The 26,613-nt window shown below is 65.9% G+C and carries 27 protein-coding genes and 1 pseudogene; 15 read left to right on the plus strand and 13 right to left on the minus strand.

What is annotated here, in order from left to right:
• Nucleotides 1-301 precede the first annotated feature (301 nt).
• A complete protein-coding gene (locus AC1DKN_RS16765) occupies nucleotides 302-754 on the plus strand; it encodes an SRPBCC family protein (protein WP_476871951.1) in 453 nt (150 codons plus the stop codon).
• Between the two features lie 286 nt (nucleotides 755-1,040).
• A complete protein-coding gene (locus AC1DKN_RS16770; RefSeq protein ID WP_476871952.1) occupies nucleotides 1,041-1,934 on the plus strand; it encodes a response regulator in 894 nt (297 codons plus the stop codon).
• A gap of 253 nt (nucleotides 1,935-2,187) precedes the next feature.
• Here the strand turns inward: AC1DKN_RS16770 and AC1DKN_RS16775 are convergent, their stop codons facing one another.
• On the minus strand, nucleotides 2,188-2,790 hold the full coding sequence (locus tag AC1DKN_RS16775; RefSeq protein ID WP_476871953.1) for a TetR/AcrR family transcriptional regulator: 603 nt from the start codon (nucleotides 2,788-2,790) through the stop codon (nucleotides 2,188-2,190).
• 169 nt (nucleotides 2,791-2,959) lie between these two features.
• Between AC1DKN_RS16775 and AC1DKN_RS16780 the strand changes: the two genes are divergently transcribed.
• Both AC1DKN_RS16780 and AC1DKN_RS16785 read left to right on the plus strand, forming a co-directional pair.
• Entirely contained in the window at nucleotides 2,960-4,033 is a 1,074-nt protein-coding gene (locus tag AC1DKN_RS16780; protein WP_476871954.1) for an alkene reductase, read from the plus strand.
• A gap of 67 nt (nucleotides 4,034-4,100) precedes the next feature.
• Complete coding sequence (locus tag AC1DKN_RS16785; protein ID WP_476871955.1) at nucleotides 4,101-4,814, plus strand: SDR family oxidoreductase; 714 nt, start codon at nucleotides 4,101-4,103, stop codon at nucleotides 4,812-4,814.
• Between the two features lie 203 nt (nucleotides 4,815-5,017).
• On the opposite strand, the gene AC1DKN_RS16790 is transcribed toward AC1DKN_RS16785, so the two are convergent.
• From AC1DKN_RS16790 to AC1DKN_RS16820, 7 genes and pseudogenes are all read right to left on the minus strand, one after another.
• Nucleotides 5,018-5,884, minus strand: a complete 867-nt coding sequence (locus AC1DKN_RS16790; protein ID WP_476871994.1) for an alpha/beta fold hydrolase — start codon at nucleotides 5,882-5,884, stop codon at nucleotides 5,018-5,020.
• Between the two features lie 57 nt (nucleotides 5,885-5,941).
• Nucleotides 5,942-6,931 (minus strand): annotated as a pseudogene (locus tag AC1DKN_RS16795) (NADP-dependent oxidoreductase); the annotation flags it as partial.
• A 102-nt stretch (nucleotides 6,932-7,033) separates the two neighbouring features.
• Nucleotides 7,034-7,213, minus strand: a complete 180-nt coding sequence (locus AC1DKN_RS16800) for an acetylxylan esterase (RefSeq protein ID WP_476871995.1) — start codon at nucleotides 7,211-7,213, stop codon at nucleotides 7,034-7,036.
• Nucleotides 7,214-7,481: 268 nt separating this feature from the next.
• Nucleotides 7,482-7,829 carry a TetR/AcrR family transcriptional regulator gene (locus AC1DKN_RS16805; protein WP_476871956.1) on the minus strand — a complete coding sequence of 116 codons (348 nt, stop codon included), beginning with the start codon at nucleotides 7,827-7,829 and terminating at the stop codon, nucleotides 7,482-7,484.
• 27 nt (nucleotides 7,830-7,856) lie between these two features.
• Nucleotides 7,857-8,435 carry a GNAT family N-acetyltransferase gene (locus AC1DKN_RS16810; protein WP_476851170.1) on the minus strand — a complete coding sequence of 193 codons (579 nt, stop codon included), beginning with the start codon at nucleotides 8,433-8,435 and terminating at the stop codon, nucleotides 7,857-7,859.
• Between the two features lie 221 nt (nucleotides 8,436-8,656).
• Nucleotides 8,657-9,262 (minus strand): dihydrofolate reductase family protein, encoded by a 606-nt coding sequence (locus tag AC1DKN_RS16815; protein WP_476857392.1) that lies wholly within the window; start codon nucleotides 9,260-9,262, stop codon nucleotides 8,657-8,659.
• A 234-nt stretch (nucleotides 9,263-9,496) separates the two neighbouring features.
• A complete protein-coding gene (locus AC1DKN_RS16820) occupies nucleotides 9,497-10,054 on the minus strand; it encodes a putative immunity protein (protein WP_476851168.1) in 558 nt (185 codons plus the stop codon).
• Between the two features lie 322 nt (nucleotides 10,055-10,376).
• On the opposite strand from AC1DKN_RS16820, the gene AC1DKN_RS16825 reads away from it, so the two are divergent.
• Entirely contained in the window at nucleotides 10,377-11,009 is a 633-nt protein-coding gene (locus AC1DKN_RS16825) for a hypothetical protein (RefSeq protein WP_476871957.1), read from the plus strand.
• Nucleotides 11,010-11,091: 82 nt separating this feature from the next.
• Complete coding sequence (locus AC1DKN_RS16830) at nucleotides 11,092-11,586, plus strand: DUF1801 domain-containing protein (RefSeq protein WP_476871958.1); 495 nt, start codon at nucleotides 11,092-11,094, stop codon at nucleotides 11,584-11,586.
• A 98-nt stretch (nucleotides 11,587-11,684) separates the two neighbouring features.
• On the opposite strand, the gene AC1DKN_RS16835 is transcribed toward AC1DKN_RS16830, so the two are convergent.
• The 5 genes from AC1DKN_RS16835 to AC1DKN_RS16855 all read right to left on the minus strand — a co-directional run bounded on the left by AC1DKN_RS16835 (nucleotide 11,685) and on the right by AC1DKN_RS16855 (nucleotide 16,315).
• Nucleotides 11,685-12,326, minus strand: coding sequence for an NADPH-dependent F420 reductase (locus tag AC1DKN_RS16835; RefSeq protein WP_476851166.1), 642 nt, complete (start codon nucleotides 12,324-12,326; stop codon nucleotides 11,685-11,687).
• Nucleotides 12,327-12,472: 146 nt separating this feature from the next.
• A complete protein-coding gene (locus AC1DKN_RS16840; protein WP_476871959.1) occupies nucleotides 12,473-13,063 on the minus strand; it encodes a TetR/AcrR family transcriptional regulator in 591 nt (196 codons plus the stop codon).
• A 449-nt stretch (nucleotides 13,064-13,512) separates the two neighbouring features.
• Nucleotides 13,513-14,709, minus strand: a complete 1,197-nt coding sequence (locus AC1DKN_RS16845) for a luciferase domain-containing protein (protein WP_476871960.1) — start codon at nucleotides 14,707-14,709, stop codon at nucleotides 13,513-13,515.
• Nucleotides 14,710-14,861: 152 nt separating this feature from the next.
• The gene (locus AC1DKN_RS16850) at nucleotides 14,862-15,845 is read right to left on the minus strand and encodes a zinc-binding alcohol dehydrogenase family protein (RefSeq protein ID WP_476871961.1); all 984 of its coding nucleotides are present in this window, start codon (nucleotides 15,843-15,845) and stop codon (nucleotides 14,862-14,864) included.
• Nucleotides 15,842-16,315, minus strand: a complete 474-nt coding sequence (locus AC1DKN_RS16855; protein ID WP_476871962.1) for a MarR family winged helix-turn-helix transcriptional regulator — start codon at nucleotides 16,313-16,315, stop codon at nucleotides 15,842-15,844. The genes AC1DKN_RS16850 and AC1DKN_RS16855 overlap by 4 nt, the downstream gene beginning before the upstream one ends.
• A gap of 165 nt (nucleotides 16,316-16,480) precedes the next feature.
• Here AC1DKN_RS16855 and AC1DKN_RS16860 point away from each other — a divergent pair, with 165 nt between their 5' ends.
• The 9 genes from AC1DKN_RS16860 (at nucleotide 16,481) to AC1DKN_RS16900 (ending at nucleotide 26,579) form a co-directional block, all read left to right on the plus strand.
• A complete protein-coding gene (locus tag AC1DKN_RS16860; RefSeq protein ID WP_476851160.1) occupies nucleotides 16,481-17,275 on the plus strand; it encodes an IclR family transcriptional regulator in 795 nt (264 codons plus the stop codon).
• A 151-nt stretch (nucleotides 17,276-17,426) separates the two neighbouring features.
• The gene (locus tag AC1DKN_RS16865; protein WP_476871963.1) at nucleotides 17,427-18,704 is read left to right on the plus strand and encodes a cytochrome P450; all 1,278 of its coding nucleotides are present in this window, start codon (nucleotides 17,427-17,429) and stop codon (nucleotides 18,702-18,704) included.
• 5 nt (nucleotides 18,705-18,709) lie between these two features.
• Nucleotides 18,710-19,903 carry a PEP/pyruvate-binding domain-containing protein gene (locus AC1DKN_RS16870; RefSeq protein WP_476858719.1) on the plus strand — a complete coding sequence of 398 codons (1,194 nt, stop codon included), beginning with the start codon at nucleotides 18,710-18,712 and terminating at the stop codon, nucleotides 19,901-19,903.
• Nucleotides 19,904-19,971: 68 nt separating this feature from the next.
• Nucleotides 19,972-21,849 (plus strand): PEP-utilizing enzyme, encoded by a 1,878-nt coding sequence (locus tag AC1DKN_RS16875; protein ID WP_476871964.1) that lies wholly within the window; start codon nucleotides 19,972-19,974, stop codon nucleotides 21,847-21,849.
• Nucleotides 21,842-22,603 carry an SDR family NAD(P)-dependent oxidoreductase gene (locus AC1DKN_RS16880; protein ID WP_476871965.1) on the plus strand — a complete coding sequence of 254 codons (762 nt, stop codon included), beginning with the start codon at nucleotides 21,842-21,844 and terminating at the stop codon, nucleotides 22,601-22,603. Before AC1DKN_RS16875 ends, AC1DKN_RS16880 begins: the two co-directional genes overlap by 8 nt.
• 47 nt (nucleotides 22,604-22,650) lie before the next feature.
• Nucleotides 22,651-22,971 (plus strand): 2Fe-2S iron-sulfur cluster-binding protein, encoded by a 321-nt coding sequence (locus AC1DKN_RS16885; RefSeq protein ID WP_230010994.1) that lies wholly within the window; start codon nucleotides 22,651-22,653, stop codon nucleotides 22,969-22,971.
• 2 nt (nucleotides 22,972-22,973) lie between these two features.
• The gene (locus AC1DKN_RS16890; RefSeq protein WP_476871966.1) at nucleotides 22,974-24,287 is read left to right on the plus strand and encodes an NAD(P)/FAD-dependent oxidoreductase; all 1,314 of its coding nucleotides are present in this window, start codon (nucleotides 22,974-22,976) and stop codon (nucleotides 24,285-24,287) included.
• Between the two features lie 40 nt (nucleotides 24,288-24,327).
• Nucleotides 24,328-25,065: an HD domain-containing protein gene (locus AC1DKN_RS16895; RefSeq protein WP_476871967.1), complete on the plus strand. Its 738-nt coding sequence runs from the start codon at nucleotides 24,328-24,330 to the stop codon at nucleotides 25,063-25,065.
• A complete protein-coding gene (locus AC1DKN_RS16900; RefSeq protein WP_476871968.1) occupies nucleotides 25,062-26,579 on the plus strand; it encodes an aldehyde dehydrogenase family protein in 1,518 nt (505 codons plus the stop codon). Before AC1DKN_RS16895 ends, AC1DKN_RS16900 begins: the two co-directional genes overlap by 4 nt.
• The last annotated feature ends 34 nt before the right edge of the window (nucleotides 26,580-26,613 follow it).

Genomic DNA, 26,613 nt, shown 5'->3' on the forward strand with positions numbered 1-26,613 from the left:
CCACAGGAAGCCGGGCTACTATCCGGCTGTCACTCCGTTTAGAAAAGGAGAACCCCTTGTCTGAAGAATCAGTAGGGAGCGTCGTGCTGGTGATGCACGATCTGCCGGCCGTGGAGGGCTGCGGTGTCATGGCCGTCCAGAACGCGGCGCTGTCCCTTGCCGGCGCTATCGGCCGTGGAGCCTGCCGATGCCTGGCTGGTCGCGTCGGCAGTCCGGTCCCGCGGCCAATGCCTTGGGTTGCGGGCTGATGTCTACAGACCAGGTGCCCACAACCCGGCGCCCTCTCGGCCAGGGTCACAGCATGGCCAGGCACTCGGTCAGTGCCGAGACACTGATCAAAGCCCGAAGCTCCACCGTCTGGGACGTCATCACCGATGCACGGAACTTCACCGTCTGGGAATCCGGCATCACGCACATCAGGGGCGAGTTGCGCAACGGTGGCACCATCAGAATCCGAACCCACACCGGAGGGGAGCGCACCTTCCGGCTGCGCGTCCAGCAGATGCCCGGCGAGGTGATGACCTGGACCCAGGGCCTGCCTCTGGGCCTGCTCACCGGGGTGCGCACCTTCACGCTTGAACCGCTGGGCGGCATGACGCACCTGCTCGTAAGAGAAGAGTTCACTGGCCCGCTTTGCGGGCTGCTGCTCCGGGAGTTTGCGTCCGACACGCAGCAGGCTTTCACCGATTACGTTAGCGCGGTCAGGAATCGCGCCGAAATCCTCGGCCGACACGTTCGAACCATGGGATCATGAGCGCCATCGGAGAAGCGCGCAGCGTCCAAGAGCGCCCGACGCCGCCCGAGCGTGCTCTGGGCCATACTCCCCGACGGAGCTCTAGTGGCGGTCTGAGGTTACGACACCGGTTGTCTGCAGAACACGTTCAGAAAAGCCACGGATCCACCCCCGCGGGCCCTTGTTGGGTCGGCCCTATCGGTTTAGTGTGGGGCCCGTCGGGCAGTGTGCGCATGGATGCACGCTGGATGGGGACCGGACGGGATCATCCAGCACGCCTTCGGTGCCTAAAAAGCGAAGGAACGTAATGGCGATGATGGCTGAACCGGAAATCCACCCGCCGCCCCCTTTGGCCGGCCGGGGCGTCTATCTGCTGGACGACCACGAGGTCGTGAGACGGGGCCTGCGCCATCTGCTGGAGTCCGAAGGTCTCAGCATCGCCGGAGAATCAGGATCCGCGCACCGGGCGTTCCGGCGAATCCCTGCCCTCCGCCCGGAGCTGGTCATCCTTGACGATGATCTCCCCGACGGTTCAGGTGCCGACGTGTGCCGGGCCATCGCTGCGGCGGACCCGACCATCCGGTGCCTCCTGATGACCGGAGATGCCAACGAAGCCGTGCTGATCGACTCGATTCTGGCCGGCGCATGGGGGTGCCTGTCCAAACAGGACGGCAGCTGCGAACAGCTCAGGCTCATCCGCCGTGCCCTGGCCGGGCACACCGCGTACAGCGGCCGGTTCCGGACCGCGCTCGTTACCCCGCTCGTCGGGCCCGCAACCCAGTCCCTGGATAGGAGACTCCTGACCCTTACGAGACAGGAAATGAATACCGCCATCCGACTGGGGAGAGGGCTGACCAACCGCCAGATCAGCCAGGAAATGTCGCTGGCGGAAAAGACCGTGAAGAATCTGACCTCAACCATTCTGAGGAAACTCGGCATGGCGAGCAGGACGCAGGCCGCCGTGTTCATCACCAGGGCGCTGAATTCTTCTAACGACCCTGCCGACGGCGGATACCGGTTTAGCCCATCCCCGGCTCTGATCGCGGAGGTCATGGCAGCGCTGCTGACCTGCACCAGCGAGTCCTGCACCGTGCCACCCACAGACGAAGTGCGGGCAAGGGACGTCCGGCGGCTTACCGACGCACTCCTGGCGACCCGGACCGATCGGATGGGACCCCACCTGCTGCCCGGCCGGACTTAAGAACCCGGAATGCCGCGAACCGCGCGCCCGGCTCCAGCACACAGAAGATTCGGCGGGTTTGCGGGGTGCTGAGGGCAACGCCTAACTGGAAGTCCGGCGTCTAAAATCCTTTGCCTGGAACCGCACGGTGCCCCCTCGTCCGCTGAGAGAGTCCGGCTGCGCATTCAGTGCAGCAGCGGTGGCCGTTCTTCTGCCGGTCGACGACCCCAGGCAATTGGTGGACACCGGGCGTTGGCGCGAGCACTTGATTGCGTCAGTGAGACAGCAGTACGCCGACCTGTGTCCGGATGTCCTGAACAATCTCGTCGATGCTCAATGCGGCATTCACGGTCGCTGCCATGCTGAGGAACATGATGGCGCTGACGATGCGGGCCGTCGTAGCGGCATCGTGCGCACGAGCCGGCTCCTGCCTGCCCAGGACGGCAGCGATGGCCTCCTCGGTCTGCGCAACGATGGAGAGGGCCTCAGCGTGACGGGGCTCCGCGGGATCACCGAAGACCATTTCCCGCAGGTACGTGCGTCCGTTGTCGACCTGGACGCGGTTGCATTCCACGATTGGCCGAACGATTGCCAGCACCGCATCGAGGATATCCGGGGTGGTTTCGGCATCAGCCCGACCTTGCTGAAGCGCTTCGGCGTAGTGTGCGTTCTGCACGAGGAGGAGGAGTTCGCCTTTGGTCTTCGCGTAAAGGAACAGGGTCCCGGTGCCTATGTCCGCCTTGTCGGCAATCTGCTGGGTCGTGACATCCTCGATGCCGTGCTCGGCCAGCAGTTCGCTTGCCGCGGCCGTGATGCGGTCCAGCTTCTGCTGCTTGTTCCGCTCGCGCCGTCCGACCGGCTGGGAGGCGAGAGACATGGTAATGGATCCTCCGGAATAGATTCTGACTGCACTCAGTTATGAGTGTAGTCACTACTGTGTGGGTTCGAATGTTCCTTCGTTCATTCTCCCACGCACGGGCCGAACCCCAGTGTTCCGCCCCGGCAGAGTGGTGGCGCTATACCCCGCGACGCAAAGGACCGCACACATGACTTCCTCCCTCTGGCAACCCTTCACCCTCGGCAATGTGGAGCTGCCGCACCGGCTCGCGCTGGCCCCGCTGACCCGGAGCCGCGCAAACCCTGATGGCACCCCCGGGGAACTGGCCGCGGAGTACTACGGCCAACGCGCCTCGCTCGGGCTGATCATCACCGAGGGCACGCAGCCGTCCGAGGATGGCCAGGGCTATCTGAACACCCCCGGCATCTACACTCCTGAACACATCGAGGGATGGCGAAAGATCGCCGACACGGTGCATGCAGGCGGCGGAGCCCTGTTCATCCAACTGATGCACGTCGGCCGGATGTCGCACCCGGATAACACCCCGCACCACCGTCAGCCCGTGGGCCCATCGGCGATCTCGGCCGAGCAGGACATGTTCACTCCAACGGGCCCGCAGAAGACGCCGGTGCCGCGTGAGCTGACGGCCGAAGACATCCAGACCACCATCGCCGGGTTCCGCCACGCCGCAGCCTCCGCTATCGCAGCGGGAGCGGACGGCGTGGAGATCCACAGCGCGAACGGGTACCTGCTCCACCAGTTCCTCTCGCCAAACTCGAACCACCGCAAGGACGAATACGGCGGATCCGTGGAGAACCGGTCCCGGTTCGTCGTCGCGGTCGCCCGCGCGGTGGCCGAGGAGATCGGGGCAGACCGGACCGGCATCCGCATCTCACCGGCGTTCCCGCTGGGCGGAATCAACGAAGGGGACCCCGCCGACGTCCGGACACAGTACCGCCACCTGGTCGGCGAACTCGCCACACTGGACCTTGCGTACCTGCACGTACACCACCTCGGTGACGACGAACTGCTGCGGTCCTTCCGCGACGCGTGGCCTGCGGCCATCCTCGTCCTCCGCTATGGGCGCGACCGCGAGCAGATTGCCGACGACATCGACGCCGGGCTCGCGGACATCGCGCCGCTGGGCCGCTTCGCCCTGGCGAACCCCGACATTGTTGAGCGCCTGCGCACCGGTGCGCCACTGAACGAGGTGGACCCGGCAACCCTGTATGGCGGCGGCGCGGCCGGGTACACCGACTATCCGGCCCTGGCACACGCCTAATCGTCTGCCGCAGGTCGCACGCCACCGACCTTCCATACGCCGTACCGATCAGAAAGAAGAAACAGCCATGCCCTCACTCAACGGAGCAGTCGTCCTCGTCACCGGAGCCAACGGCGGAATCGGCACGCAGTTCGTGCACGAAGCCCTCGCCCGGGGAGCTGCAAAGGTTTATGCCTCAGCCCGCACCCCCCGCGCCTGGAACGACGAGCGCATCGTTCCGCTCGCCTTGGACGTCACCGACTCCGCCTCCATCCAGGCAGCGGTCGACGCGGCACCGGATGTGACCGTGCTGATCAACAACGCCGGCGCGTCGGTCTCCAGTGCCGGGATCCTCACCCACACGGACGAGGAGATCCGCAGGAACGTCGAGACGAACTTTCTCGGGCCTCTCTTCGTCGCCCGCGCGTTCGCTCCGGTCCTGTCGGTGAAGGACGGAGCGATGATCATCGACATCCACTCGGCCCTGAGCTGGTACGCCGTCGCCGGCATCTACAGCGCCACCAAAGCCGCCCTCTGGTCCGCGACTAACTCCCTCCGCCTCGAACTCGCCCCCGCCGGCGTGCACGTCGTCGGCGTCCACGTCGCATACGTCGACACCGCGATGGCCGCGCACGCCACCGACCCGAAGCTCGACCCGGCCGTGCTGGTGCGCACCGTGTTCGACGCCACCGAGGCAGGGCAGTACGAGGTCCTCGCCGACGACACGTCTGTCCAGCTCAAGGCCGGACTCAGCGCACCCCTCGAAGCGGTCTACCCGCAGTTGGCGGCGACGAACGCATAAGGGAACAACCGGTGCCACCGCGTTCACCAAAAGTGAGCGCGGTGGCACCACTCCTCCCACCCGAATCGATCGCCTGGTGCCTTGGCCTTCACGTCACATGCCGGGATAGTCACTCCAATGGCTGTGCCCGCCCGTATTCACGGACGGGCACAGCCACAGTGACTCTCTGCTCTGTTAGCGGGATCGTGTCAGGTACGTGCTGGTCAGTGGGCGAGGAATTCTACGGCGACGGGGGAGAACCTGTCGTGGAACTGGAAGATTCCGCCGTGGCCCGAGTCGGGGTAGATGATCAGCTCGGATCCCTTGATGCGCCGGTGCAGGTCCCCGGACAGGACCGACGGCACCATGCGGTCGTTGTCGCCGTTGGCGATGAGCGTGGGGTGGGTGAGCCTTGATAGGTCCGACGGCGCGGAGCGGCCGAACTTCCGGATTGCCTTCAGCTGAGTCTGGAAGGCTTTGGTGCTGATCGGCTTGTCGCGGTCGACAGTGCGCTCCTGCAGGCGCCTGATGAACGCCTTCGCGGCCGGCTTGCCGGTCGCGTTGCGGTTAAAGAACAGGAACTCCTTCGGGTCCGAGCGCGTCAGGGTCGCGCGGAGGACGTCCCAGTAGGTGGCGCCGACGACCTTGTCGATGTCCTTGCCGCCCCGCGGCCCGGTACCAGCCAGCACGAGCTTGCGGACGAGGTCGGGATGCTTGAGGACCAGGTCCTGGGCGATCATGCCGCCCATTGAGAAGGAGAAGACGTCGACCTGGTCGAGCCCGAGGGCCTTGATGAAGGTGTAGGCGTCGTCGGCCATCGCCTCGATGCTGTCGGGAACCTGCCCGGTGGAGGCGCCGACACCGCGCTGGTCGAAGGTGATGACGTGGCGGTTCTTCGCGATGGGCTCGATGATGCGCGGGTCCCAGTTGTCCAGGGTCGCGGCAAGGTGCACGAAGAATACGACGGGGATGCCGGTCTTGGGCCCCAGCTCGCGGTAGGCGTAGGTGACGCCACCTGAAGTGATGGAGCGTGTGGCGGCCTTCGCGTACGAGGTGACGACAGAGCCGTTCGGGGTGTCAAAGCTGCTCATGCTGGTAGTCCTCCTGGGTGGTCTGTGAGGTGAATGGCTGCCAGCGGCCCAGGAGGGAAGGGTGACGACGGCTTTGCCGCGGAGGCCGCCCTTGGCCAGCGACTCGAGCGCCTGTGGGGTCTGGGCGAAGTCGAAGACCCGTCCAACGACCGGGCGCAGCACGCCGTCGTCAACCAGGGCGGTGATCTGGCGCAGCTGGTCGCCGCTGGCACGCATGAAGAGGAACTCGTAGCTGACGCCGAGCTTCTTCGCCTGCCGCCGGATCCTGCTACTGAGCCCCGCGATCGCCAGGCGCAGCACAGGGTTAAGGCCGGCTTTGCGCGCGAATGCCGGGTCCGGCGGGCCGGCGATTCCGATCGCCTTCCCGCCGGGCTTGAGGATGCGCAGTGACTTGACGAGGTTCTCCCCGCCGAGGCTGTCGAGCACCAGATCGTACCCGGTGAGGAGCTGTTCGAAGTCCTGCGTACGGTAGTCGATCACAGTGTCCGCGCCGAGATCGCGCACGAAGTCGGCGTTGGAGGCACTGGCGGTGGTCGCGACGGTGGCGCCGAGGTGCTTGGCGAGTTGGATCGCGATCGACCCGACCCCGCCGGCCCCGGCGTGAATGAGGACTTTCTGCCCCGGACGTACGTTGCCTTGCTCAACGAGGGCCTGCCACGCCGTAAGTGCAACCAGCGGTAGTGAGCCAGCCTCCTCCATGCTGATCGATGCGGGTTTCAGTGCCAGATCGGCCTCGGTGATGGCGATGCGTTCGGCGAACGTGCCGATGCGGTCTTTGTCGGGGCGGGCGTAGACCTCGTCACCGGGTTTGAAGCCGCGCACCTCTGCCCCGACACGGATGACTGTGCCGGCGGCATCGTTGCCAAGGATCAGCTCGAGCTTGTACGGGAGGATCTGCTTGAACTCACCCAGGCGGATCTTTTCGTCCAATTGGTTGAGGCCAGCTGCCTGGACCTGGACCAGCACATCGCGGTCGCCGACGGTCGGCTCCGGGATGTCTGCTGCGCGAAGCGGCTCCTTGTACTTGGTGACGACGAATGCCCTCATGGCGTGCTGCTCCTCTATGACGTACGGTCTGGCTAAACATGAGCCTACTCAATTTTGAGTTGACTCAGAAATATTGTCAATTGAACCGTTAGGTGCGAGCGTTCATTTGAATATTCGGGCCACGTTCCCGCGATGGATCTTCAGGAAGCATGCAATCTCCGCATAGGGGTCCTGATCGGTGATGGTGACAGCCGGTGGGAAGCCGCAGAGGAACGGGACCAGTGCCGCGCCTGCGGGGCGCTTGCCCGTGTGCGTGAGTCTAATCCGGGCTTCAACGTTGATCGGTCGCTGTCAGGTTTTCCGGGAGGACGCGGAGGTCCGCGTACTCCCCAGCCGTGTAGGGTCAGCGCAGTCAGGCCACCATGACTTCGAATTGGCGTGTGGCCGGGAGGGGCTGGCGGACCCTTGTCCGGCCATAGATAGCGTGGACATTGTCCAAGCCCCTGTACACCTGATGCCGTTGCTGGTGGCTGGGCCCCTACCTGCCTATTTCAGCTAACACGAGTTCATGCAGCCCACGAGACCTATGTGACATGACTTTCAATGGCAGTCACGCGCCGGTGCCTTCCACGATCCGGTCAGTCTGGGAGGGTGCGCCGACCAGGATCTGCTGGATCGCCGGAGCTACGGTCGCCACCAGTTTCTCCGTGTCCGCGTCGACCAGCACAGGCACGCCGATGATCCGCCTGCTGGTGACGATCCCGACCAGCATCGATGAGGCGAGTCCAGCCCAGAGAGCGGCATCGTCATCGCTGCGGCCGATTGTGCCGTGCAGCAGGCGGGATTGGATGAACTCACGCAGTTGTGCGCTTGCCTGGCTGGCGAGGACCGCGACGGAAGCATCGAAGCCTTCGAACTGGTTTCCGCGCGGGGGGGCACTGAAGCTGCTGAAGGGCAACCTTGGCCGCGCGCGGATACGGGCGGGTCACTGGGGACGAAGGCGGGAATCGTCAGTCTCCCATTCATCTCGGGTGATCGCGTACTCGACGTCGCCGCGCTCTTCGCCCGGAACGGACACCGGCCAGTCCGCGACGAAGGCCCGTACGAGGCGCATCCCGGATTTCTCCATCACCCTTCGGGAGGCCGTGTTGACTGCCATGGTCGAGGCTACAACCCGTTGCACCCCGAACTCGGTGAACCCCTTGGCGATCAGCGCCCGCGATCCCTCCGTCGCGTGCCCCTTTCCCCAGGCCGCGTGGCGCAACCGGTAGCCCAGTTCCGGCTGATCTTGTGGATCGTCGGGGCCTGGCCGGAAGTGGAACCAGCCGAGGAATTCCCCGGTCGTCTTCTCGATCGCGGCCCAGAACCCGTAGCCGGGAAAGCGCTGGTAGTAGTCGAGGAATGCCGGGAGGAAATCGCCTTCTATCTCGCCCCGGGGGGTGGGGATACCGCCGGTGATGTACCGCATCACGCGCGGATCGCTGTCCAGTTCCACGAGTAGCTCCGCATCGTCGGGGGTGAACTGCCGGAGCAGAAGTCGTTCAGTCTCCAGGAAGGTGAGCATGCAGACATTCTCGCACCGGGGGGAGACCCGTCACACCGATCGGGGAGGTCGGATTACCGTCGCTGGACGAGCTTATTGGCCGTTGGGAGTGGTCTCAGGCATATGTGGCCCCTGGGTGGGGGGCTCCGAAGTGGGCAAAAGGAGGGTGTGCGCAATGTGCACACCCTGGGCTTCAGACCGGGTTGTACCTGGGCCGGAGCGGGCCGGATCCCAGTTCGGAGTCAGCCGACGCGGCGATAGCGGATGTGGGTGGCCAGCGGTGAGTGGAGCACCTCGGCGGGCTCGAAGCCGAAGGATTCAACCCCGTCGAAAATACGTTCGCCCGAACCGAGCAGGACCGGTGCGATGTCGAGGGTGAGCTCGTCGATCACGCCGGCGATCAGTGCCTGCCGGACGGTCGAGGCCCCGCCGGCGATGTCCACGCCCTTGTCCCCGGCGGCCTGGCGGGCTGCGGAGTAGGCCGCGTCGAAGCCCTCGGTGACGAAGTGGAAGGTCGTTCCGCCGTCCATCTGGATCGGGTCGTGTCCGTGATGGGTTAGCACGAACACCGGCGCGTGGTACGGCGGTTCGGCTCCCCACCACCCGGCCCAGTCCTCATCCCAGTCCCCGCGGACCGGGCCGAACATGTTCCGCCCCATCACATACGCACCCCGTGGGCGCATGAGCCACTCGTTCGCGACCTTGTCGGCATCGTTGGCCCGCGGGTCGCCGATGTGCCAGCGGTGCAGCTCCAGCCCCCGCTTGCCCAGGGGGTTCTCGCGGCTCTGGTCCGGCCCGGCGACGAAGCCATCCAGCGAGATCGACATGTGGCAGGTGGTGTCCGGCATCGCGAACCTCCAGAGTGATAGCGACTTGCATGCGGTCGTGGGGATTCTGGGGATCGTAGCAGGTGATGGCATCCTCGACCACCGTCTCCGGCGGCTGGTCCCGACGGTCTCCTCACCCGGGCACGTGGGCCAAGCTGCTGGCTTCCAGGAATCCAGTAGCTGTATCGGATTTTCTGGCAGCACCAGTGCGGGCGGATGGTGTCGCGGTGGGGGACCGGCTTGCGGGCGGCAGATTCAACTGGAGGAGGCAGGCTGGTCGGGGCGGGCCAAGTCGGCCTGGATCGTGCGGATGATCGAGGCGAGGATTCCGGATGCGAGAAGTCCTGGCCCCAGCGGACCGGCGGGATTCGCGCCCAGCGGTGGCAGGCGCCGGAGCGCGGACCGGGCTTCGGCGCTCATGTGCTCGAGTTGCCAGTGGATCTCGTCGTCGATCGTCTGGGGCCGACCGGGCGCGGCCAGTCCGGCCGCTTTCGCGGCATACGCGGCTGCCCCCAGGGCGTGCGCGCCCATGTGGGCGACGGCGGCGGCTTGCGTGGCGGACCGGGCGGCAGCCACCGCAGCAGGGCTGGTCACCTCGCGTGCGGCACGGCCGGCCACAAACCGCCGGCGGATCTCGTCGGCGGCACTGAGTTCACCGCGGGCGAAGGCCCGCGCCCGGGCGATGGCGTCGCGGGGGCGATCATCTGCCGGCGCCTCGGCCTCAAATAAAGCCACAACCCGCTCAGCGCAGTCTGCGGCCCAAGTCGCGACGACGCGGCGCTCGGGCTCACTCAGCGTCTGCGGAGAAGCCATATCAGCACCATACACATGCTGTGCAGACCGGTCGGCTTACGGGCAGTGCGATGGACGCGAATCTCGGTCTCGATACGTGGGCACGTCTGGATTCCCGGCCGGAACCCTGGACATGACTTGGGTGTGCCGGACCCGCCCCTAAAGCAATGCCGCCTGTTCCGGCTGGAGGTCTCTACCGGGCGGGTCGCAACCTGGGTTCCCATCGGACTGCGACAGAATCGGAATCGGGTTCAGCCTGTGGGCCCACTGACGGCAGCAGAAACTCCCAGGCCGGGCAGTGTCGACTTGAATCGATCGACCGCCACAACGAAAGCGGGTCATTGTGGGCATCTTCAGGAAGAAGTCTCCCGAACCGGAACCGCTTGATTCGCACCTCACGTTCTTCACGATTTCAGGCGCTAACCATTTCCGAACGATCACGCGCGAAGTTTTCGCCGAGATGGGACTCGAAGTCCATGTTCAGCCCGGTCACGCTGTCGATGACTCCGGGCGTGAATTCGGATTTTGGAACGTGGCCGCCGCTTGTGGTGACCAGCCGCAATCCTTGTGGCGGGACCTGATACGCGAACATCTTCAACGCGTTCTGGCGAGCTTCGACGCACCCGATCCGTTCGACATCCTTGCCCCTGCTGATGTAGCGAGGCAGACTTTCGCACGCCTTTATGATGAGGCGAGCATGCCAGGGATCGACGGCTACCCGCACAGGGATTTCGCGCCGGGCATCGTCGAGATGATCGCGCTCGACCTCCCGGACACGGTTACCGTTTTCAGTCACAGCAACGCAAACAAGTTCGGCGGGTTCGAAGCCCTCAGAACCCAGGGGATTGCGAACCTTCGCGGGCTGGAAGTCGAAACACTCGAAACCCTCCCTGCACCGGGAGACGATGGTGGCCTGGGGATACGAGTAAGTCCAGCATTCCAGGCCGTCCTGGAATCGATATCTGCGGACAGGTAGCAACTTCCCCGAAGAGCCCGCTACGGCTCGCGAGAAAACGGTTGTGGTTCCGTCTGGCGATGGGTGAGGAATAATACCCTCCATGACCAGCGGGGAGATCGGTAAGAGGGAAGCCCAAAAGCCGGCAACGCGCACCGGTGCGCGTGTTGACGTCGCCCCAACTCTGCCGGAATCCATGACCGGCAGGGCAAGCCCGGCGAAAGCGGCGGTCGGCGACAAGCCGGTCTTTGCATATATCGCCAGCCTGCCACAGCCGCAGCGGGGCATCGCCGAAACGGTCGATGCTTTGGCGGCAAAGACACTGCCCGGCCTCCGGCGCTCAGTGAAGTGGGGCATGTCCTACTACGGAGTCGGCGACGGGTGGTGCTTCAGCTGCGGCGGCTTTGCTGGCCATGTCAAGCTCATGTTTGTGAATGGCGCAGCGCTCGAGCCTGTACCTCCGGTGACACCGGTGGGGATGGGCAAGTCGACTCGGGGTGTGGAGCTCAAATCCATGGACGACGTCGACGAACGCCAGATCGCGGCGTGGATGAAGCAGGTCGCGTCCGTGCCGGGTGTCGGGGGCAAGAAGCGTTGAACCGGAGGCCTGCCGCCGAGGCAAACAAGAGCACGACGGCGGATCCGGCCCGCCGTCGTGCTCTTGCGTCTATTTCTTGACGCCTATCGCAGTCCGGGTTACTTGGTGACCTGAAGTCCGGTGTCCCAGTTGAAGTCGGCGAACTCGGGGTTGGCCTGCATGGTCATGAGGACGAACTGGAAGCCTTCGAGTTCCCGGGAGCGCTTGAGCGGACCGACCACCAGGGGGCGCATGCCGCCGGCGCTGACGAAGCTGCTCACGGCGGCGGTGGCGTCCGCGTTGTCGCCGGCGATGAAGACGTCCAGGGGCTGTCCGCCTGACTCTCCGGCGACGAGGGTGCCGGCGAAGGTGGTGTTGAACGCCTTGACCACGTTGGCGCCTGCGGGGGCAAGCTGCGCGATTTCTTCGGCGGCGGAGGTGCCGGGCTCGACGACCAGGGAGTCGAAGGTCTCGAAGTTCACCGGGTTGGTGATGTCGACGATGGTCTTGCCGGTCAGGGCCTCGCCGTAGGCGCTGACGACGTTCTTGGCGGCGTCGAACGGGACAGCGAGGACCACGATGGCGCCCTGCGGGGCCTCGGCGGTGGTCCCGAAGGTGACGCCGGCGCCGAGTTCGGCGGCCAGTTCCTGCGCTTTGGTGATGTCCTGTCCGAGGATTTCCACGGTCAGGCCGCCGGCGAGTGCTCGGGTGGCGATGCCGCGGGCCATGTTGCCGTTGCCGATGATGGTGAGGTTCGTCATGGGTGTCTTCTTTCCGAATATGCGGGCCAGGAGGGTTTTCATCAGATTCTGTTCTCTTGGGGAGTGATGCTTGAAGCTACAACTAAATGTACGTCAGGAAAGTTGAAGCGTCAACTATTTTTTCGAACGGAACGGAGTATTCGCGCCTATGACGGCCGCTGGGCCGTATCCACGGCATCTTGAGCGAGCAGTTCGCCGGTGCGCACGATGGACGCGCGCCTGCGCTCTGCGTCCGGCGGTCCGGTGATCACGAGGGGGACATTCGGGCTCGCGACCCAGGCGTGGCACAGTGTGACGATGGTCAGGAGCAGGTCTTCCGCCGCGGCCTCGCTCAAGGCCGGAAGGGCATTCCGGATCTCGGTGACTTTGTTCGCCGAGCGGAGGATGCGGGCCTCGGCTCCTACCGGATGTCCCTGCTCAAGCCCCTCCCAAAAGGTAAGGCGTGCGAGGCTGGAGCGGCTCCTGGAAAAATCAAAGTACCGTCCCGCGAAATCTCCGATCGCAACAGGACCCATGCCGGCGACCGGAAGGTCGTCCAGGGCGGTGACGAGTTCGCGGGTGAGCGCCGCTTCAAAGAGTCCGGCCTTGCCGCCAAAGTAGAAGTAAATCCGTTCGCGGTTGCACCCGGAGATCCGCGAAATCTGATGGATGCGCGCGCCGGAGAAGCCCCGATCAGAGAACTCGGTAATTGCGGCATCGAGGATTTTCTTCTGCGTCGCATCAGTGTCCCAGGCCATGGCCCCCATCATAACTCCAACCGTTTGTTTGCTTTCGCGAAACAACACGCAGTAGCATCAATTCCAACCAGACGTTTGGAGATTGAGTGGAACACGAGGGTAAAGCGCTAGCGGCCGACGAAACGGATGGGCATCATCACCGAACCGTCGGTATGGCATCCGTCCATGTAAGGGCTGCTATCACCTGGGTGGCGATCTTTCCGCTGGCCGCAATCGGGATGAGTATTTTGGCCGCTTTGGCGCCGGGGTGGCCCCCGGTCCTGCGCGCTTTTACGCTCACTCTTGTGGTCGTTCCCATTGCCGTCTACTTCGCCGTTCCCCGCCTTCTCCTGCTCCAGGCGAAGCTGGGCCACGTTGCCACGCGCACTCGGGCGCGGCGCAGTGCGAAACGCCATGCGCGGGTTCGCAAGCCACGCCGGGGTGCATGATCGGGGCCGGCCTGCCGGAAGCTACAACCTGTCGGCGTCGGGGCCTGTGGCGCAGGCGTGACTGGTCTCTACCATGGCAGCGACCACGTGCAGCTCATTCTCGTCGCGGGGCCCGTAGACCATGACCATGCCTCGAGCCAGCCGGATGCCGGCCAGCGGGTGGGCCACTGCCCAGCCCTTGGCGATTGCGTCCGCGGCCAGTTGGGGCGGCAGGGCCAGGTGGAGGGAGCCGTCGTGGGGCGGGTGCTGGTGGGCAAACTCCCCGGCTGAGGGGACCAGGAACGCATCCTCGGGAGCGTCAGGTTCCGGCCTTATCATCAGGCCCCGCGCGCCTGGAACGGAGATAACGGACTGCGAAGTCGAGACTCCGGCGAGCGAACTGATCCTGGCGAACAACTTTTCCTGAAGGTCCACTGGCGCATTGTCACTGCGCTGTTCCTGCGGGATTGTCCATGACACGGTGGGACGCTGACCGGCCCTGCGGGGAAGAGTGCCGTCCGGCAGGGCCGACCAGCGTCCGCCGGTGGTGCCTTCATCCGCTCCGGAACGAGCCAGGAACGACAGTCGCTCGTGGATCCAGCCCCCGAGTTCACGGAGCGTCTGGCCGCTGATCTGGTGCCCTCCGGGGTCGCGGCGGCCGTAGGCGGGGGCGGCGGAATCCGTCAGCAAGTAGTTCCATGTGCGGTCCAGCAGTTCCGGCGGGATGACTTTGTCCTGGTCGCCCTGAGCGACGAAAACCGGAAGGCCTGCCAGCCGGGCCGGCGTGACCGGGACGCCGGCGTCGAACGGCAAGGTGCCGTAAAGAATAGCCGCACCGGAGAATCGTTGCGGATCTGCAAGGACCAGCCCGCCAGCGAATGCTGCACCCCCGCTGAAGCCGACGAGCACGACCGGCCGGCCTGCGGGGGCGACAGCATCGAGCCAGGTTCGGAACCACGCCATGGATGCCGTCAGCGACTCGGCAACCGGACGGCCGATGCCACGGTTGGCAAACCATGCATAGCCGCCGCCCTCTGCGATCGGCGCCCGGACGGCGGCGTAGGCGGGGCCGGGCGGCAGGTGGTCGGCGAGGGCAATGATCTCGCGCTCGCTTGAGCCCCGGCCGTGCAGCAGCACCACCAGGGGAGCCGCAGGGTCGGACGACCCGGCCGTCGTCGCCACTGCCGAGGTGCCCGGGTGATGGCCGTCAAAATCGGTGAACTTCTCGGAGATGCGCATGAATGCTCCTGCTCGGGGGTGTTGGGCACAATAACTTTCTCTTGAAGCTTCAACGATTATTGCGCGTCGCGTATTCCCCCAGCGACTGTTGCGAATCAGCGGGGCGTCGCAGCAGGGCTGGGGGACGTAGCATTCGCTGCCGGCTGTGGGTCTTACGTGGTGACGACGAGTTTGCCGCTGACGCGGTTTTCCTCCATGTCCGTGTGGGCCTGGACGATGTCATCGAGGGTGTAGACCTTGCCGATGGGTACCATCGCGGTGCGGTCACTGACGGCCTGCAGGAATTCCTGGAGCACGCCGCCGGGGAGGTCGGGGGCGCCGCCTGTGTAGGAGGTGAGCCGGACGCCCCGCGGAATGTAGTCAATCGGATAGAAGTCCGGGACTGTCCACTGGTTTGAGAGCATCCCGGTGAAGCAGACGACGCCGTGGACCCGGGTGGCGCGCAACGTGTCGGGCAGCGTGGGGGTGCCGACGAGTTCGAGGGCGGCGTCGACTCCGCCCGGAACAATGCGGCGCACGGCAGTGGCGAGGTCGCCGTCGTCGATCAGGACATGGTCGACGCCGATCGAGGCGAGCGCTTCCCGTTTGGCTTCGTCGCGCGTTGAGGCCAGGACGGTGAGCCCGCGGCGCTTGGCAAGTATTGCGGCGGCCATGCCGACGGAGGAGGTTCCGCCGCGGATGAGCAGGCTCTGGCCGGCCTGGATGTCCAGGCCAATGGTGAGGGAGCCGTGGGCGGTCTGCAGCATCTCAGGGATGGCGCCGATGACGGACCAGGGCAGCTCTGATTCGAAGGCAATGACCTTCCGGGCCGGCACGCACGTGTACTCGGCGTAGCCGCCGTCGAACACGCGGCCCATGCCCCCCATCAGGGTGGCGACCTTCTGCCCGGTGCGGAACTCGCCGCCGGGGGAGTCGGCCACGTCGCCGACAGCTTCGATTCCGGGCACGCGCGGGAACGTGACGCCCTCGGCCAGGCCCAGGCGGGTGTGCAGTTCCGAGCGGTTGAGCCCGAAGGCCCGGACCCGGATGAGCACCTGGCCCGGCAGCGGCACGGGGATGGGCAGGTCGCGAATGAACAGCGCCTCGGCCGGCCCTGGGCCGTCCAGCACCACGGCCCGCATGGTGCCGCTGCTCACTGACCGGCCGCCGTCGAGTCCACGGAGGGCCGCTGGGCGCTGCGGACCCGTGTCAGGAGGTCCAGCAGGGTGGTGGTCTCCTGCGGACTCAGGGCCGGGGTGAACCAGCGCGCGAGTTCGGCCTCGATCACTGCGCGTCCCCGAGCGACCACCGCGGCACCCGCCGCCGTGAGGTCAAGGAGTGAGGAGCGCCGGTCGCCCGGGTTCAACTTCCGCGAGCAGTACCCGGCCGCCTCAACACGGTCAACCAGCTTGCTGGCGCCGCCCACGGTTATGGCCAGCGCCGACGCGATGTCGAACACCCTGCACGTGCCAAGGGAGGAGACAACGACCATCGCCTCGAACCTGCCGAGGGGAAGTCCGCATTCCTGGCGCAGGCGGGCGTCGACCGCATCCCACAGCTCGGTTTCCAGCCGGGTCAGTGCGCTGAAGAGGGGATAGAAGTCAGTCTGGCCAGTTCTGGTGTCCATGGATCAAGATTAGCGTTTGGATTCCATGGAAGATACTTCCCCGGATTCTACTTACCGGCCGGCTGCAGCTCTTTGGCGGACTCGTGTGCTCCTGCTCGAGGGCTAGACTCTGATCGGACGTCCCGGCGACCATCGACGATGGGCGAATATCGCAGAGGAGCCTTGATGGCTGGCGGCAGCAGTGAGCCCGGTAGGACTGTGACCTCGAAGGTGCTCTCCATCCTGGAAGCCTTCGAAAAGTCCCGGGGTGCCCTCAGCCTGACGGAAATCGCGGAAAAATCCGGGCTGCCCCTGAGCACCGCCCACCGGCTTGTCAACGAGCTCACGGACTGGGGATTACTTTCCCGCGAGCCCAACGGCCGCTATCAGCTGGGCATCCGCCTCTGGGAGCTTGCCCAGAACACCGGGCGGCAGCTCCGCGACGCGGCGCGCCCATACATCCAGGATCTTTTCTCCCTCACGGGCGAAACCGCGCACCTGGCCGTCCGGTCCGGCCACGAGGTGCTGTACATCGACCGCGTCTACGGCTCCAAGCGCCTGCCCCGAGCTTCCCGCGTCGGCGGACGCCTGCCCATGCACGCGACCGCCGTCGGGAAGGTCCTCCTGGCCTTCGAGGAGGATTGGGTCCGCGACGCCTACCTGAACCGGCAGCTCGAGCGGCACACCGCGCACACCCACGTTGACCCGAGAAAACTGGCCGCCGAACTGACCCAGATCCGGGAGCAGGGCTACGCCACTACGCTCGAGGAAGTCCGGCTGGGCTCGTGCTCCATCGCCGTCCCGGTCTTCCACACCGGCAGAATCGGCGCCGCGATCGGCCTGGTGCTTCCCACGAGCCAGGCCGCCACGATGAGCCGCCACCTTCCCGTCCTGAGGGGCATCTCGGCGCAGATCGAACGCGCCACCGCGCGGATCCCGCTGGAAACGCTGCTGGGCAGCCACACTGCGGCATCGCACTAGGCCGAACCCTGCAGCTGCAGGCCCGCGGCAAAGTGACTTCCGCTCAGTGGAAGCCTTTCCTGCCATCCCGAGGTGACGGGGGCCACACTGGAGGAAGAACCCCCGGCATGCACTGCTGCTGTCAGCGGGACCGGAAAACCAAGGAGCCCAGATGTCATCGTCGACTGAAACGGCCGGCCGCTGTCCCTTCGGACACGGCGCCGAAGCCCCTACGGGGCACCACGGCTACGAGCCGTTCCAGATGAAGGATCCCTTCCCCGCCTACGCCGAACTCCGGGCTGAGCAGCCCGTGATGTTCGACGAGCGGATCGGCCTCTATGTCGTCTCCCGCTATGACGACATCAAGGCCGTCTTTGAAGACTGGGAGACTTTCTCCAGCGAAAACGCCCAGGCGCCTGTCCGCGAACGCGGTGCCGCGGCCAAGAAGATCATGGACGACGGCGGCTTCACCGCCTACTCGGGCCTCTCCGCCCGCCGCCCGCCGGAGCACACCCGCATCCGCGCCGTGGTGCAAAAGGCCTTCACCCCCCGCCGCTACAAGGCTCTGGAACCGTTCATCCGGCAAAACGTCGTCGGACTGCTTGAAGAAATGCTGGCCCGGCCGGAAGGCCGCGGCGACATGGTCAAGGACCTTGCTTACGACGTCCCCACCATCACCATCCTCACCCTGATCGGCGCAGACGTAGCCCAGGTCGACACCTTCAAGCGCTGGAGCGATTCCCGCGCCGCCATGACGTGGGGCGACCTCACTGACGACGAACAGATCCCGCACGCCCACAACCTGGTGGAGTACTGGCAGGAATGCCTCCGGCTAGTCAGGGTGGCTCACGAGGAAGGCGGCGACAACCTCACCGCGGACCTGGTCAAAGCGCAGCAGGACGGCGCCGAAATCTCCGACCACGAGGTCGCTTCCGTCCTCTATAGCCTGCTCTTCGCCGGCCACGAGACCACCACCACGCTGATCTCCAACGCCCTCCGCGAACTCCTGGCCCGCCCCGAGCAGTGGAAGCAGCTGGTGGAGGACCCGAAAAAAATTCCCGCCGCCATCGACGAAGTCCTGCGCTACGCCGGCTCGATCGTCGGCTGGCGCCGCAAGGCCCTCAAGGACGCTGAAGTTGGCGGCGTCGCCATCGAAGAAGGCGCACAGTTGCTGCTCCTCATGGGCTCAGCCAACCGGGATGACACCAAGTTCGACGCCGGCGAGGACTTCGACATCACCCGCCCCAACGCCCGCGAGCACCTGTCCTTCGGGTTTGGCATCCACTACTGCCTGGGCAACATGCTCGCCAAGCTCCAAGCCAAGATCGCCCTCGAGGAAGTGGTCCGGCTCGTCCCGGAGCTGCAGCTGGAGCATCCGGAAACTATCTCCTTCCGGGAGAACCTCTCCTTCCGCGTCCCCGAGACCGTCCCCGTCACCTGGAAGGCCTGAGAAATATGCAGAGCAACGAATACGTCCAGTTCTTCGACGGCGGCATCGAACCGAAGCTCGAAAACCTTGGCGGCAAGGGCGCCTCCCTGGTCACCATGACCTCCGCCGGCATGCCCGTCCCGCCCGGCTTCGTGGTCACCACCGCGCAGTTCGATGCCTTCATGGAGGAAGCCGGGATCACCCGGGACATCCACCAGCTCCTTGCAGGACTGGACCCCGATGACATGGGCCAGGTGGATAGGGTGTCCGCCGCGATCCGGGCGGACATCCGCTCCCGCGCGGTGCCTCAGGCCCTGCGCGAGCTCACCGTCGCCGCCTACGAGTCCCTGATGTCCCGCTTTGAGTCGCCGGTCCCGGTGGCCGTTCGCTCCAGCGCCACCGCCGAGGACCTGCCGGACGCCTCCTTCGCCGGCCAGCAGGACACTTACCTCTGGCTCGACGGCGTCAAGGCCGTCACCGAGCACATCCGCCAGTGCTGGGCCTCGCTCTTCACATCCCGCGCCATCATCTACCGGCTCAAGAACAACATCCCCAACGAGGGCCTCTCGATGGCGGTCGTGGTGCAGAAGATGGTCAACGCACGGGTCTCCGGCGTCGCCATCACCATGGACCCCACCAACGGCGACCGTTCCAAGATCACTATCGACTCCTCCTACGGGGTGGGGGAGATGGTGGTCTCCGGCCAGGTCACGCCGGACAACATCATGCTGGACAAGGTCACGCTGGCGGTCGTCTCCGAACACCTCGGCGACAAGCACGCCGAACTCGTCCCGGACGCTGTTGCCGGCCGCCTGGTGGAGCGGGAGGTCGACGCCGAACGCCGCGGCCGCCGCAGCCTCACCGGCGCCGAGCTCACCGCCGTCGCGCAGATGGCCAAGCGCGCGGAGAAGCACTACAAGTGCCCGCAGGACATCGAGTGGGCCCTCGATGCGGACTTGCCGGACGGGGAGAACCTGCTCCTGCTGCAGTCCCGCCCGGAAACCGTGCACTCCTCGAAGCCTGTTGTCCCATCCTCGGCAGCCGCCGGCGGCTACTTCAGCGGACTCAGCCCCGCCACTTCTGCGGCAGCACCCGCTTCCCCGACAACGCCAGCCACCACGACGCCGGCCATCACGACGCCGGCCGGCCCGGCGCCGTCGTCCGCCACCGGCTTTAGCCTCGGCAGCATCACCGCCTCACTGCTGAAGCCGTCCTTCTAGAACGTTCCGACCCGCTAGTCCGCTACGTCACCCAGGCTCAACGCCGAGCCCGTATTGAAAGGACCGCCATGTCCCTGAAGTCCTTCCCCAAACCCTCCGAGCTCGCGGTCCCCGCCGGGGCCGAGGGCTGGGAAAAGATCTACCCGTACTATCTGGTCTTCCAGGACAAGCTCAAGGAGCAGGAGGACGCCAAGTTCTGGTTCTGCGACAGCCAGCATTGGCCCACCGTGTTCAAGCCCTTCGAGACCATCGGCGGCGAGTTCGCGGTCAAGTGCCTTGGCCAGTACAACGCCCGGCACCTGATGATCCCCAACGCCAACGGCATCGAGTTCCGCGTCCACCTGGGCTACCTCTACATGTCGCCCATCCCGGTCCCGGCGGACCAGATCGCCGCCCGCGTGCCCCTGTTCGAACAGCGCGTTGGCCACTACTTCCAGAACTGGGACCGGCTGCTCAAGCAGTGGCACGTCAAGGTCAAGGGCACCATCGACGAGATGGAAACCATTTCCTTCCCCAAGCTCCCGGACCTGGTCCCCATGGAGGACATCCTCTCCGGCAAGGGCAAGGACGGCTCCGAGAAGCTCCTGGAAAGCTACGACCGGCTCATCCAGCTGGCCTACCAGAACTGGCAGTACCACTTCGAGTTCCTCAACCTCGGCTACATCGCCTACCTGGACTTCTTCAACTTCTGCAAGCAGGTCTTCCCCAACATCCCGGACCAGTCCATCGCCACCATGGTGCAGGGCGTGGACATGGAGCTCTTCCGCCCGGATGACGAGCTCAAGCAGCTCGCCAAGCTTGCCGTGGAACTTGGGATCCAGGCCCACTTCAGCAACACCGACGACGTCGAGGCCACCCTGGCTGCCATCGCCGCGGCCCCCGGCGGTGACCGCTGGACGTCCCAGTACGATGCCGCCAAGGACCCGTGGTTCAACTTCACCGTGGGCAACGGCTTCTACGGCCACGACAAGTACTGGAACGAACACCAGGAAATCCCGCTCGGCTACGTCGCGGACTACATCCGCCGCGTGGACGAGGGCCAGGAAATCATGCGGCCGGTGGAGGCGCTCATCGCAGAACGCGACCGCATCATCGAGGAATACCGCGAGCTGCTCGAAGGCGAAAACCGGGCCCTCTTCGACGCCAAGCGCGGCCTCGCCGCCACCGCCTACCCGTACGTGGAGAACCACAACTTCTACATCGAGCACTGGACCATGGGCGTCTTCTGGCGCAAGATCCGCGAGCTGTCCCGCATGATGCAGGCCGAGGGCTTCTGGACTGAACCGGACGACCTCCTCTACCTGGGCCGCAACGAGGTCCGCGACGCGCTGTTCGACCTCGTCACGGGCTGGGGCGTCGGTGCCCAGCCGATCGGTCCCGACTACTGGCCGGCAGAGATCGAGCGCCGCCGCGGAATCGTGGACGCGCTCAAGACCGCCCGGCCTGCCCCGGCGCTGAACACCCCGCCGGAATCCATCACCGAACCCTTCACCCGGATGCTGTGGGGCATCACCACCGAGCAGGTCCAGCAGTGGCTGGGCGCCGGCGAGGAAGTGGAGGGCGGGGGCCTGCGCGGCATGGCTGCCTCGCCGGGCGTGGTGGAGGGCCTGGCCCGCGTCATCACCGACGCGGACCAGCTCTCCGAGGTCCAGCAGGGCGAGATCCTGGTGGCCACCGTCACCGCGCCGTCCTGGGGCCCGATCTTCGGCAAGATCAAGGCCACGGTCACGGACATCGGCGGCATGATGAGCCACGCGGCGATCGTCTGCCGGGAGTACGGTCTTCCGGCGGTGACCGGAACGGGTTCCGCCTCCACCACCATCAAGACCGGCCAGCGGCTGCGGGTGGACGGCACCAAGGGCACCGTGCAGATCCTCGATGCCGACCAACCGGAGCTCCTGGCGACCGGACCCGGCGCCCACGCCCACAGCCACAGTCATGTCTGAGCTGAACGAGCCGGCTGCAAGGACCGTCCTGATCACCGGTGCCGCCGGCGGGCTGGGTCGGGCGTTTGCGCTCGGCTTTGCCGGCCGCGGCTACCGCGTGGCGGTCGCCGACATCAACCTCGAGGGCGCTGAGCAGACGGCCAAACTGGTCCGCGAACTCGGCGCCGAGGCCGCCGCCTTCCCGGCGGACGTCACCAGCGTGGACTCCACTGAGATCCTCGCACGGGACTGCGCGGACTTCGGGAACGGAAGCATCGACGTCGTCCTCAACAACGCGGCGGTGTACGCGGGGGTGACCCGCAGCCCGTTCGAGGACATCGACCCGGCCGAATGGGACCTGGTGATGAACGTCAACCTCAAGGGCCCCTGGCTCGTGACCCGCGCGGCGAGCCCGTACCTGCCCGAGGGCGGGCGCGTCATCAACCTCTCCAGCGCCACCATCTTCAGCGGCTCGGAACAGTGGCTCCACTACGTCGCGTCCAAGGGCGGCGTGGTGGCCCTGACCCGGGTGATGGCCAAGGAACTGGGCCGCCGCGGGATCACGGCCAACGCGATCGCCCCCGGCTTCACGCTCACCGAAGCCAGCTACGGCCTGATGGAGAACGCCGAGAACTACGGTGTGGACCGCGGGGCCATCAAGCGGGCCAGCCAGCCCGAGGACATCGTGGGCGCGGCCCTCTTCCTGGCTGGGCCGGACAGTTCCTACTACACGGGCCAGACCATGGTGGTGGACGGCGGCCGCCAGTTCATCTGAGGCGCTCCCTTGCCTGCCATCATCCGATTCAACCTAAGGAGAACCACATGCCAACGGTTCATTTCACCGACGCCGGGGGCGCTGTCCGCGACGTCCAGGGAAACCCCGGCGATTCAGTCATGGAAACGGCCGTCCGCAACGGCGTCCCCGGGATCGTCGCCGAATGCGGCGGCTCATTGTCCTGCGCTACCTGCCATGTCTTCGTCCGCGAGGACTGCCTTTCGCAGCTTCCGCCGATGGAGGACATGGAAGACGAAATGCTCTACGGCACCGCCGTCGACCGTGAGGACAACTCGCGGCTGTCCTGCCAGCTCCGGCTCACGGACGCGGTGGAGCTGTTCGTCACCACCCCGGAAACCCAGGTGTAGCCGTGGGCGCGGAAGCAGTGGAGCAGGCAACTGACACCCTCGTCGCGGAGCAAAGCACTCCAACGCGCACGGGGCTCCTGATCATCGGCGCCAGCCAGTCCGGGGTCCAGCTTGCTGTATCGCTGCGGGCACTCGGCTTCGACGAACACATCACCCTGCTCGGCGACGAGGACCACCGACCCTACCAGCGCCCGGCCCTGTCCAAGGAGTTCCTGCAGGGCACGGTAGAGAGCGAATCACTGATCTTCCGCTCCAACGATTACTGGGCCGGACACAACGTGGCCCTGGTCAAGGGCGAATACATCGTCCGGATCGACAAGGAACCCGACGGCTCCGGGGTCGCGCATTCTTCCTCCGGAAAACAGTTCCCTTTCAAGCGGCTGGCGCTCACGGTCGGCGCCCGGGCCCGCAAGCTGGAGATTGAGGGCGGGAACCTCGACGGCGTGCTGTACCTCCGCAACGCCGACGACGCGCTGGCACTCAAGGCGCGGGTGGGGGATGCCACGGATGTGGTGGTGATCGGCGGCGGATTCATCGGACTGGAGGCCGCGTCCAGCCTGCGGAAGATGGGCAAGAACGTCACGGTTCTGGAGTTCGGTCCGCGGCTCGTTGGCCGCGCCGTGGGAGATGAGACGGCCGCGTACTTCCTGCAGGCGCACCGTTCCCGCGGCCTGGACATTCGGCTCAACACCAGCGCCAAGCGCTTCACAGCAAGCGAAGGCGGTAGCGCGGTCGCCGGCGTCGAACTCCAGGACGGCACAGAGCTCTCCGCGCAGATCGTGCTCGTGGGGATCGGCGTCATTCCCAACACACAGCTGGCCGAACAGCTCGGGCTGACGGTGGACAACGGGATTGTGGTGGACCGCTTCGCGCTCGCCTCGGACGGCACAACGGTGGCGATCGGCGACTGCGCCAACATGCCCAACCCGGTGCCAGGGTCGGAGCCGGGGGAGCGGATCCGGCTGGAAAGCGTCAACAACGCCATCGAACACGCGAAGGTGGCCGCCTACTCGCTGACCGGGCGGCGCGAGGAATACGCCGGGATCCCGTGGTTCTGGTCCAATCAGGCGGACCTCAAGTTGCAGATCGCCGGGCTGTGCAACGGCTACGACCAGACGGTACTCCGTCGGGACGAGGACCGCGGGAAGTTCAGCGTCCTGTACTACCGCCAGGGCCAGGTCATCGCCGCGGACTGCGTCAACGCCCCGCTGGACTTCATGGCCGTCAAGAACGCACTGGCAAAGGACCAGAACATCCCTGCCGACGCCGCGGCGGACCCCGCCACGCAACTCAAGACCATCACCACGGACAGCTAACTGCACTCAGACAGTACGCCGGCCCACCCGAAGGAGCATTATGAGCACCCCCAAGACTCCGGTCGCAGCCAGCCCCGCCGCTGAACCGGTGGACGTGCCGGCCCAGGCCTTTGCCGCGGAGTACAGCGTCCGGCCTGTTCCCGCGGCTGGTCCGGTAGACACCACCGCCATCTGCAATACCCCGGCTGCCGTTCAGGAACTCGACGCGCTGTGGAGGGCCGTGGTCCATGAGACGCGGACACGCGGAAACGACATCCACTTGCCGATTTCCTTGGCCTACGCCGAACGGCTGTGCCGGGCCTATCCCGGCGCCGACGCTGAACTGGTGCGCGTGGCCACCGTGCTGCACGACACTGGCTGGGCCCACGTTGATGAATCCCGCATCATATCCGAGGGCTTCACCGGTGACTGGCGGAAGGCCGCCATCCGCTACGAACACGAGCAGCAGGGCTGCGACGTGGCCCGCCGGGTGCTCCCCGCCCTCGGATACTCCACCGAATTCATTGAGCGCGTCTGCGAGATCATCGACGGCCACGACACCCGGCCGGTGGCCCGGTCCCTGGAAGACGCCCTGATGCGCGATGCCGACAGGCTATGGCGCTTCGACCGCGCCGGGATCGCCCTCGCCTCCTCGTGGTTCGCCATGGACCCGGCCACGTACACCGACAGGCTGGCCACCGAGATCCTGCCCGAACTCATCACCCAGGCCGCCCACGATATGGCCGCCGCGGACCTAAACCGATCCAACGCCCTTCTTAAGACGGCGGTGATCCGATGACCTCCGCCACGCATGATGCTCCTGCCCTGGTAGCCCGGACGGAGCTGTCCCTGCCGCATACGCATGTGGATACGATCTTTGTCGACGGCGCGTGGCAGCCTTCGCGGGGCACCGGCCGCAACCCGGTGACCGACCCCGCTACGGGCGAAGTGTGGGGCTCGGTGCCGGACGGAACGCCGCAAGACCTGGACGCCGCCGTCGTCTCTGCCCAGAGCGCCTTTCAGGGGGAGTGGCCCCGGCTTACCCCGTCTGAACGCGCCAGCTACCTTCTCCGGATCGCTGAGGAGGTGGAGAACCGGGCCCAGGAGCTTGCCCTGACAAACTCGAGGGAAAACGGCTCACCGGTGTCCGAATCCGCCGGGGCGGCAGCCAACGCGGCCGGTATCTTCCGGTACTTCGCCACCCTCGCCGAGTACCTTGAGCATGAGGATGTCCGCCCCTTCCCGCGCGGCGGCGGCGAGTCAGTAGTGCGGCGCGACCCGCTGGGAGTCTGCGCGCTGATCGCGCCGTGGAACTTCCCCATCAACCTGGTGGTCATCAAACTGGCGCCGGCTCTGCTGGCAGGCTGCACCGTGGTGATCAAGCCGGCGTCGCCCACGCCGCTGTCCATCCGGGTGATTATCGAGGCCGTCGCCGCGGCCGGGGTTCCGGCGGGCGTGGTCAACCTGGTAACCGGCTCCGGCCGGCTGGGGGATCAGCTGGTGAAGCACCCGGGCGTCGATAAGGTGGCGTTCACGGGATCGACGCCGGTGGGCCGGAAAATTGCCGCGGCCTGCGGGGAACTGCTGCGTCCGGTCACGCTGGAGCTGGGCGGGAAGTCCAGCGCCATTGTGCTCCCTGATGCGGATCTGGGCGCGATGTCCAAGGTGCTGATCCGGTCGTCGATGCGAAACACCGGCCAGACCTGCTACATCTCGACCCGGATCCTGGCGCCCGCGAGCCGTTATGACGAAGTGGTGGAGATGGTCACGGCCACGATTGCGGCCGGAAAGCAGGGTGATCCGCTCGACGCGGACACTGTGTTCGGCCCTTGCGCAACGGAGTCCCAGTACCGGACCGTGCTGGAGTACGTGGAGTCGGGCCTGGCCGACGGCGCGCGGGTCACCACCGGGGGGCGTGCGGCGTCGTTAGGCGGTGGCCTTGAGGGCGGCTATTTCGTGCAGCCCACGGTCTTCGCCGACGTCACCCCGGAGATGCGGATCTCCCGCGAGGAGATCTTCGGCCCGGTCCTGTGCATCCTAAAATACGACGACGCCGATGGCAGTGTTGACGAGGCCGTCGCGCTGGCGAACAACACCGAGTTCGGGCTGGGCGGTCTGGTGTTCGGGCAGGACGCGGCGGCTGCTCTGAACGCGGCCGACCGGATGGACACGGGCTCCGTGGGCATCAACTTCTTCGCATCCAACCATGCAGCCCCCTTTGGCGGCCGGCACGATTCCGGCCTTGGCACCGAGTACGGGATTGAAGGCCTGAACGCGTACCTGAGCTACAAGTCCATCCACCGCCGCACATAGATAGCGGGATGCCCGCGACACGGTGAAGGCATTC

It is taken from the genome of Arthrobacter sp. 01N444 (assembly GCF_056399305.1).

Bases quoted from the DNA above. Each gene is read 5' to 3' on its own strand.
- AC1DKN_RS16865 (WP_476871963.1), top strand. From the start codon at position 17,427: ATGTCATCGTCGACTGAAACGGCCGGCCGCTGTCCCTTCGGACACGGC.
- AC1DKN_RS16765 (WP_476871951.1), top strand. From the start codon at position 302: ATGGCCAGGCACTCGGTCAGTGCCGAGACACTGATCAAAGCCCGAAGC.
- AC1DKN_RS16885 (WP_230010994.1), top strand. From the start codon at position 22,651: ATGCCAACGGTTCATTTCACCGACGCCGGGGGCGCTGTCCGCGACGTC.
- AC1DKN_RS16770 (WP_476871952.1), top strand. From the start codon at position 1,041: ATGGCGATGATGGCTGAACCGGAAATCCACCCGCCGCCCCCTTTGGCC.
- AC1DKN_RS16835 (WP_476851166.1), bottom strand. From the start codon at position 12,326: ATGACGAACCTCACCATCATCGGCAACGGCAACATGGCCCGCGGCATC.
- AC1DKN_RS16810 (WP_476851170.1), bottom strand. From the start codon at position 8,435: ATGCTCACCTTCCTGGAGACTGAACGACTTCTGCTCCGGCAGTTCACC.
- AC1DKN_RS16880 (WP_476871965.1), top strand. From the start codon at position 21,842: ATGTCTGAGCTGAACGAGCCGGCTGCAAGGACCGTCCTGATCACCGGT.
- AC1DKN_RS16785 (WP_476871955.1), top strand. From the start codon at position 4,101: ATGCCCTCACTCAACGGAGCAGTCGTCCTCGTCACCGGAGCCAACGGC.
- AC1DKN_RS16840 (WP_476871959.1), bottom strand. From the start codon at position 13,063: ATGGCCTGGGACACTGATGCGACGCAGAAGAAAATCCTCGATGCCGCA.
- AC1DKN_RS16855 (WP_476871962.1), bottom strand. From the start codon at position 16,315: ATGGACACCAGAACTGGCCAGACTGACTTCTATCCCCTCTTCAGCGCA.
- AC1DKN_RS16900 (WP_476871968.1), top strand. From the start codon at position 25,062: ATGACCTCCGCCACGCATGATGCTCCTGCCCTGGTAGCCCGGACGGAG.
- AC1DKN_RS16845 (WP_476871960.1), bottom strand. From the start codon at position 14,709: ATGCGCATCTCCGAGAAGTTCACCGATTTTGACGGCCATCACCCGGGC.
- AC1DKN_RS16875 (WP_476871964.1), top strand. From the start codon at position 19,972: ATGTCCCTGAAGTCCTTCCCCAAACCCTCCGAGCTCGCGGTCCCCGCC.
- AC1DKN_RS16860 (WP_476851160.1), top strand. From the start codon at position 16,481: ATGGCTGGCGGCAGCAGTGAGCCCGGTAGGACTGTGACCTCGAAGGTG.
- AC1DKN_RS16830 (WP_476871958.1), top strand. From the start codon at position 11,092: ATGACCAGCGGGGAGATCGGTAAGAGGGAAGCCCAAAAGCCGGCAACG.
- AC1DKN_RS16820 (WP_476851168.1), bottom strand. From the start codon at position 10,054: ATGGCTTCTCCGCAGACGCTGAGTGAGCCCGAGCGCCGCGTCGTCGCG.
- AC1DKN_RS16815 (WP_476857392.1), bottom strand. From the start codon at position 9,262: ATGCCGGACACCACCTGCCACATGTCGATCTCGCTGGATGGCTTCGTC.
- AC1DKN_RS16790 (WP_476871994.1), bottom strand. From the start codon at position 5,884: ATGAGCAGCTTTGACACCCCGAACGGCTCTGTCGTCACCTCGTACGCG.
- AC1DKN_RS16895 (WP_476871967.1), top strand. From the start codon at position 24,328: ATGAGCACCCCCAAGACTCCGGTCGCAGCCAGCCCCGCCGCTGAACCG.
- AC1DKN_RS16870 (WP_476858719.1), top strand. From the start codon at position 18,710: ATGCAGAGCAACGAATACGTCCAGTTCTTCGACGGCGGCATCGAACCG.
- AC1DKN_RS16775 (WP_476871953.1), bottom strand. From the start codon at position 2,790: ATGTCTCTCGCCTCCCAGCCGGTCGGACGGCGCGAGCGGAACAAGCAG.
- AC1DKN_RS16780 (WP_476871954.1), top strand. From the start codon at position 2,960: ATGACTTCCTCCCTCTGGCAACCCTTCACCCTCGGCAATGTGGAGCTG.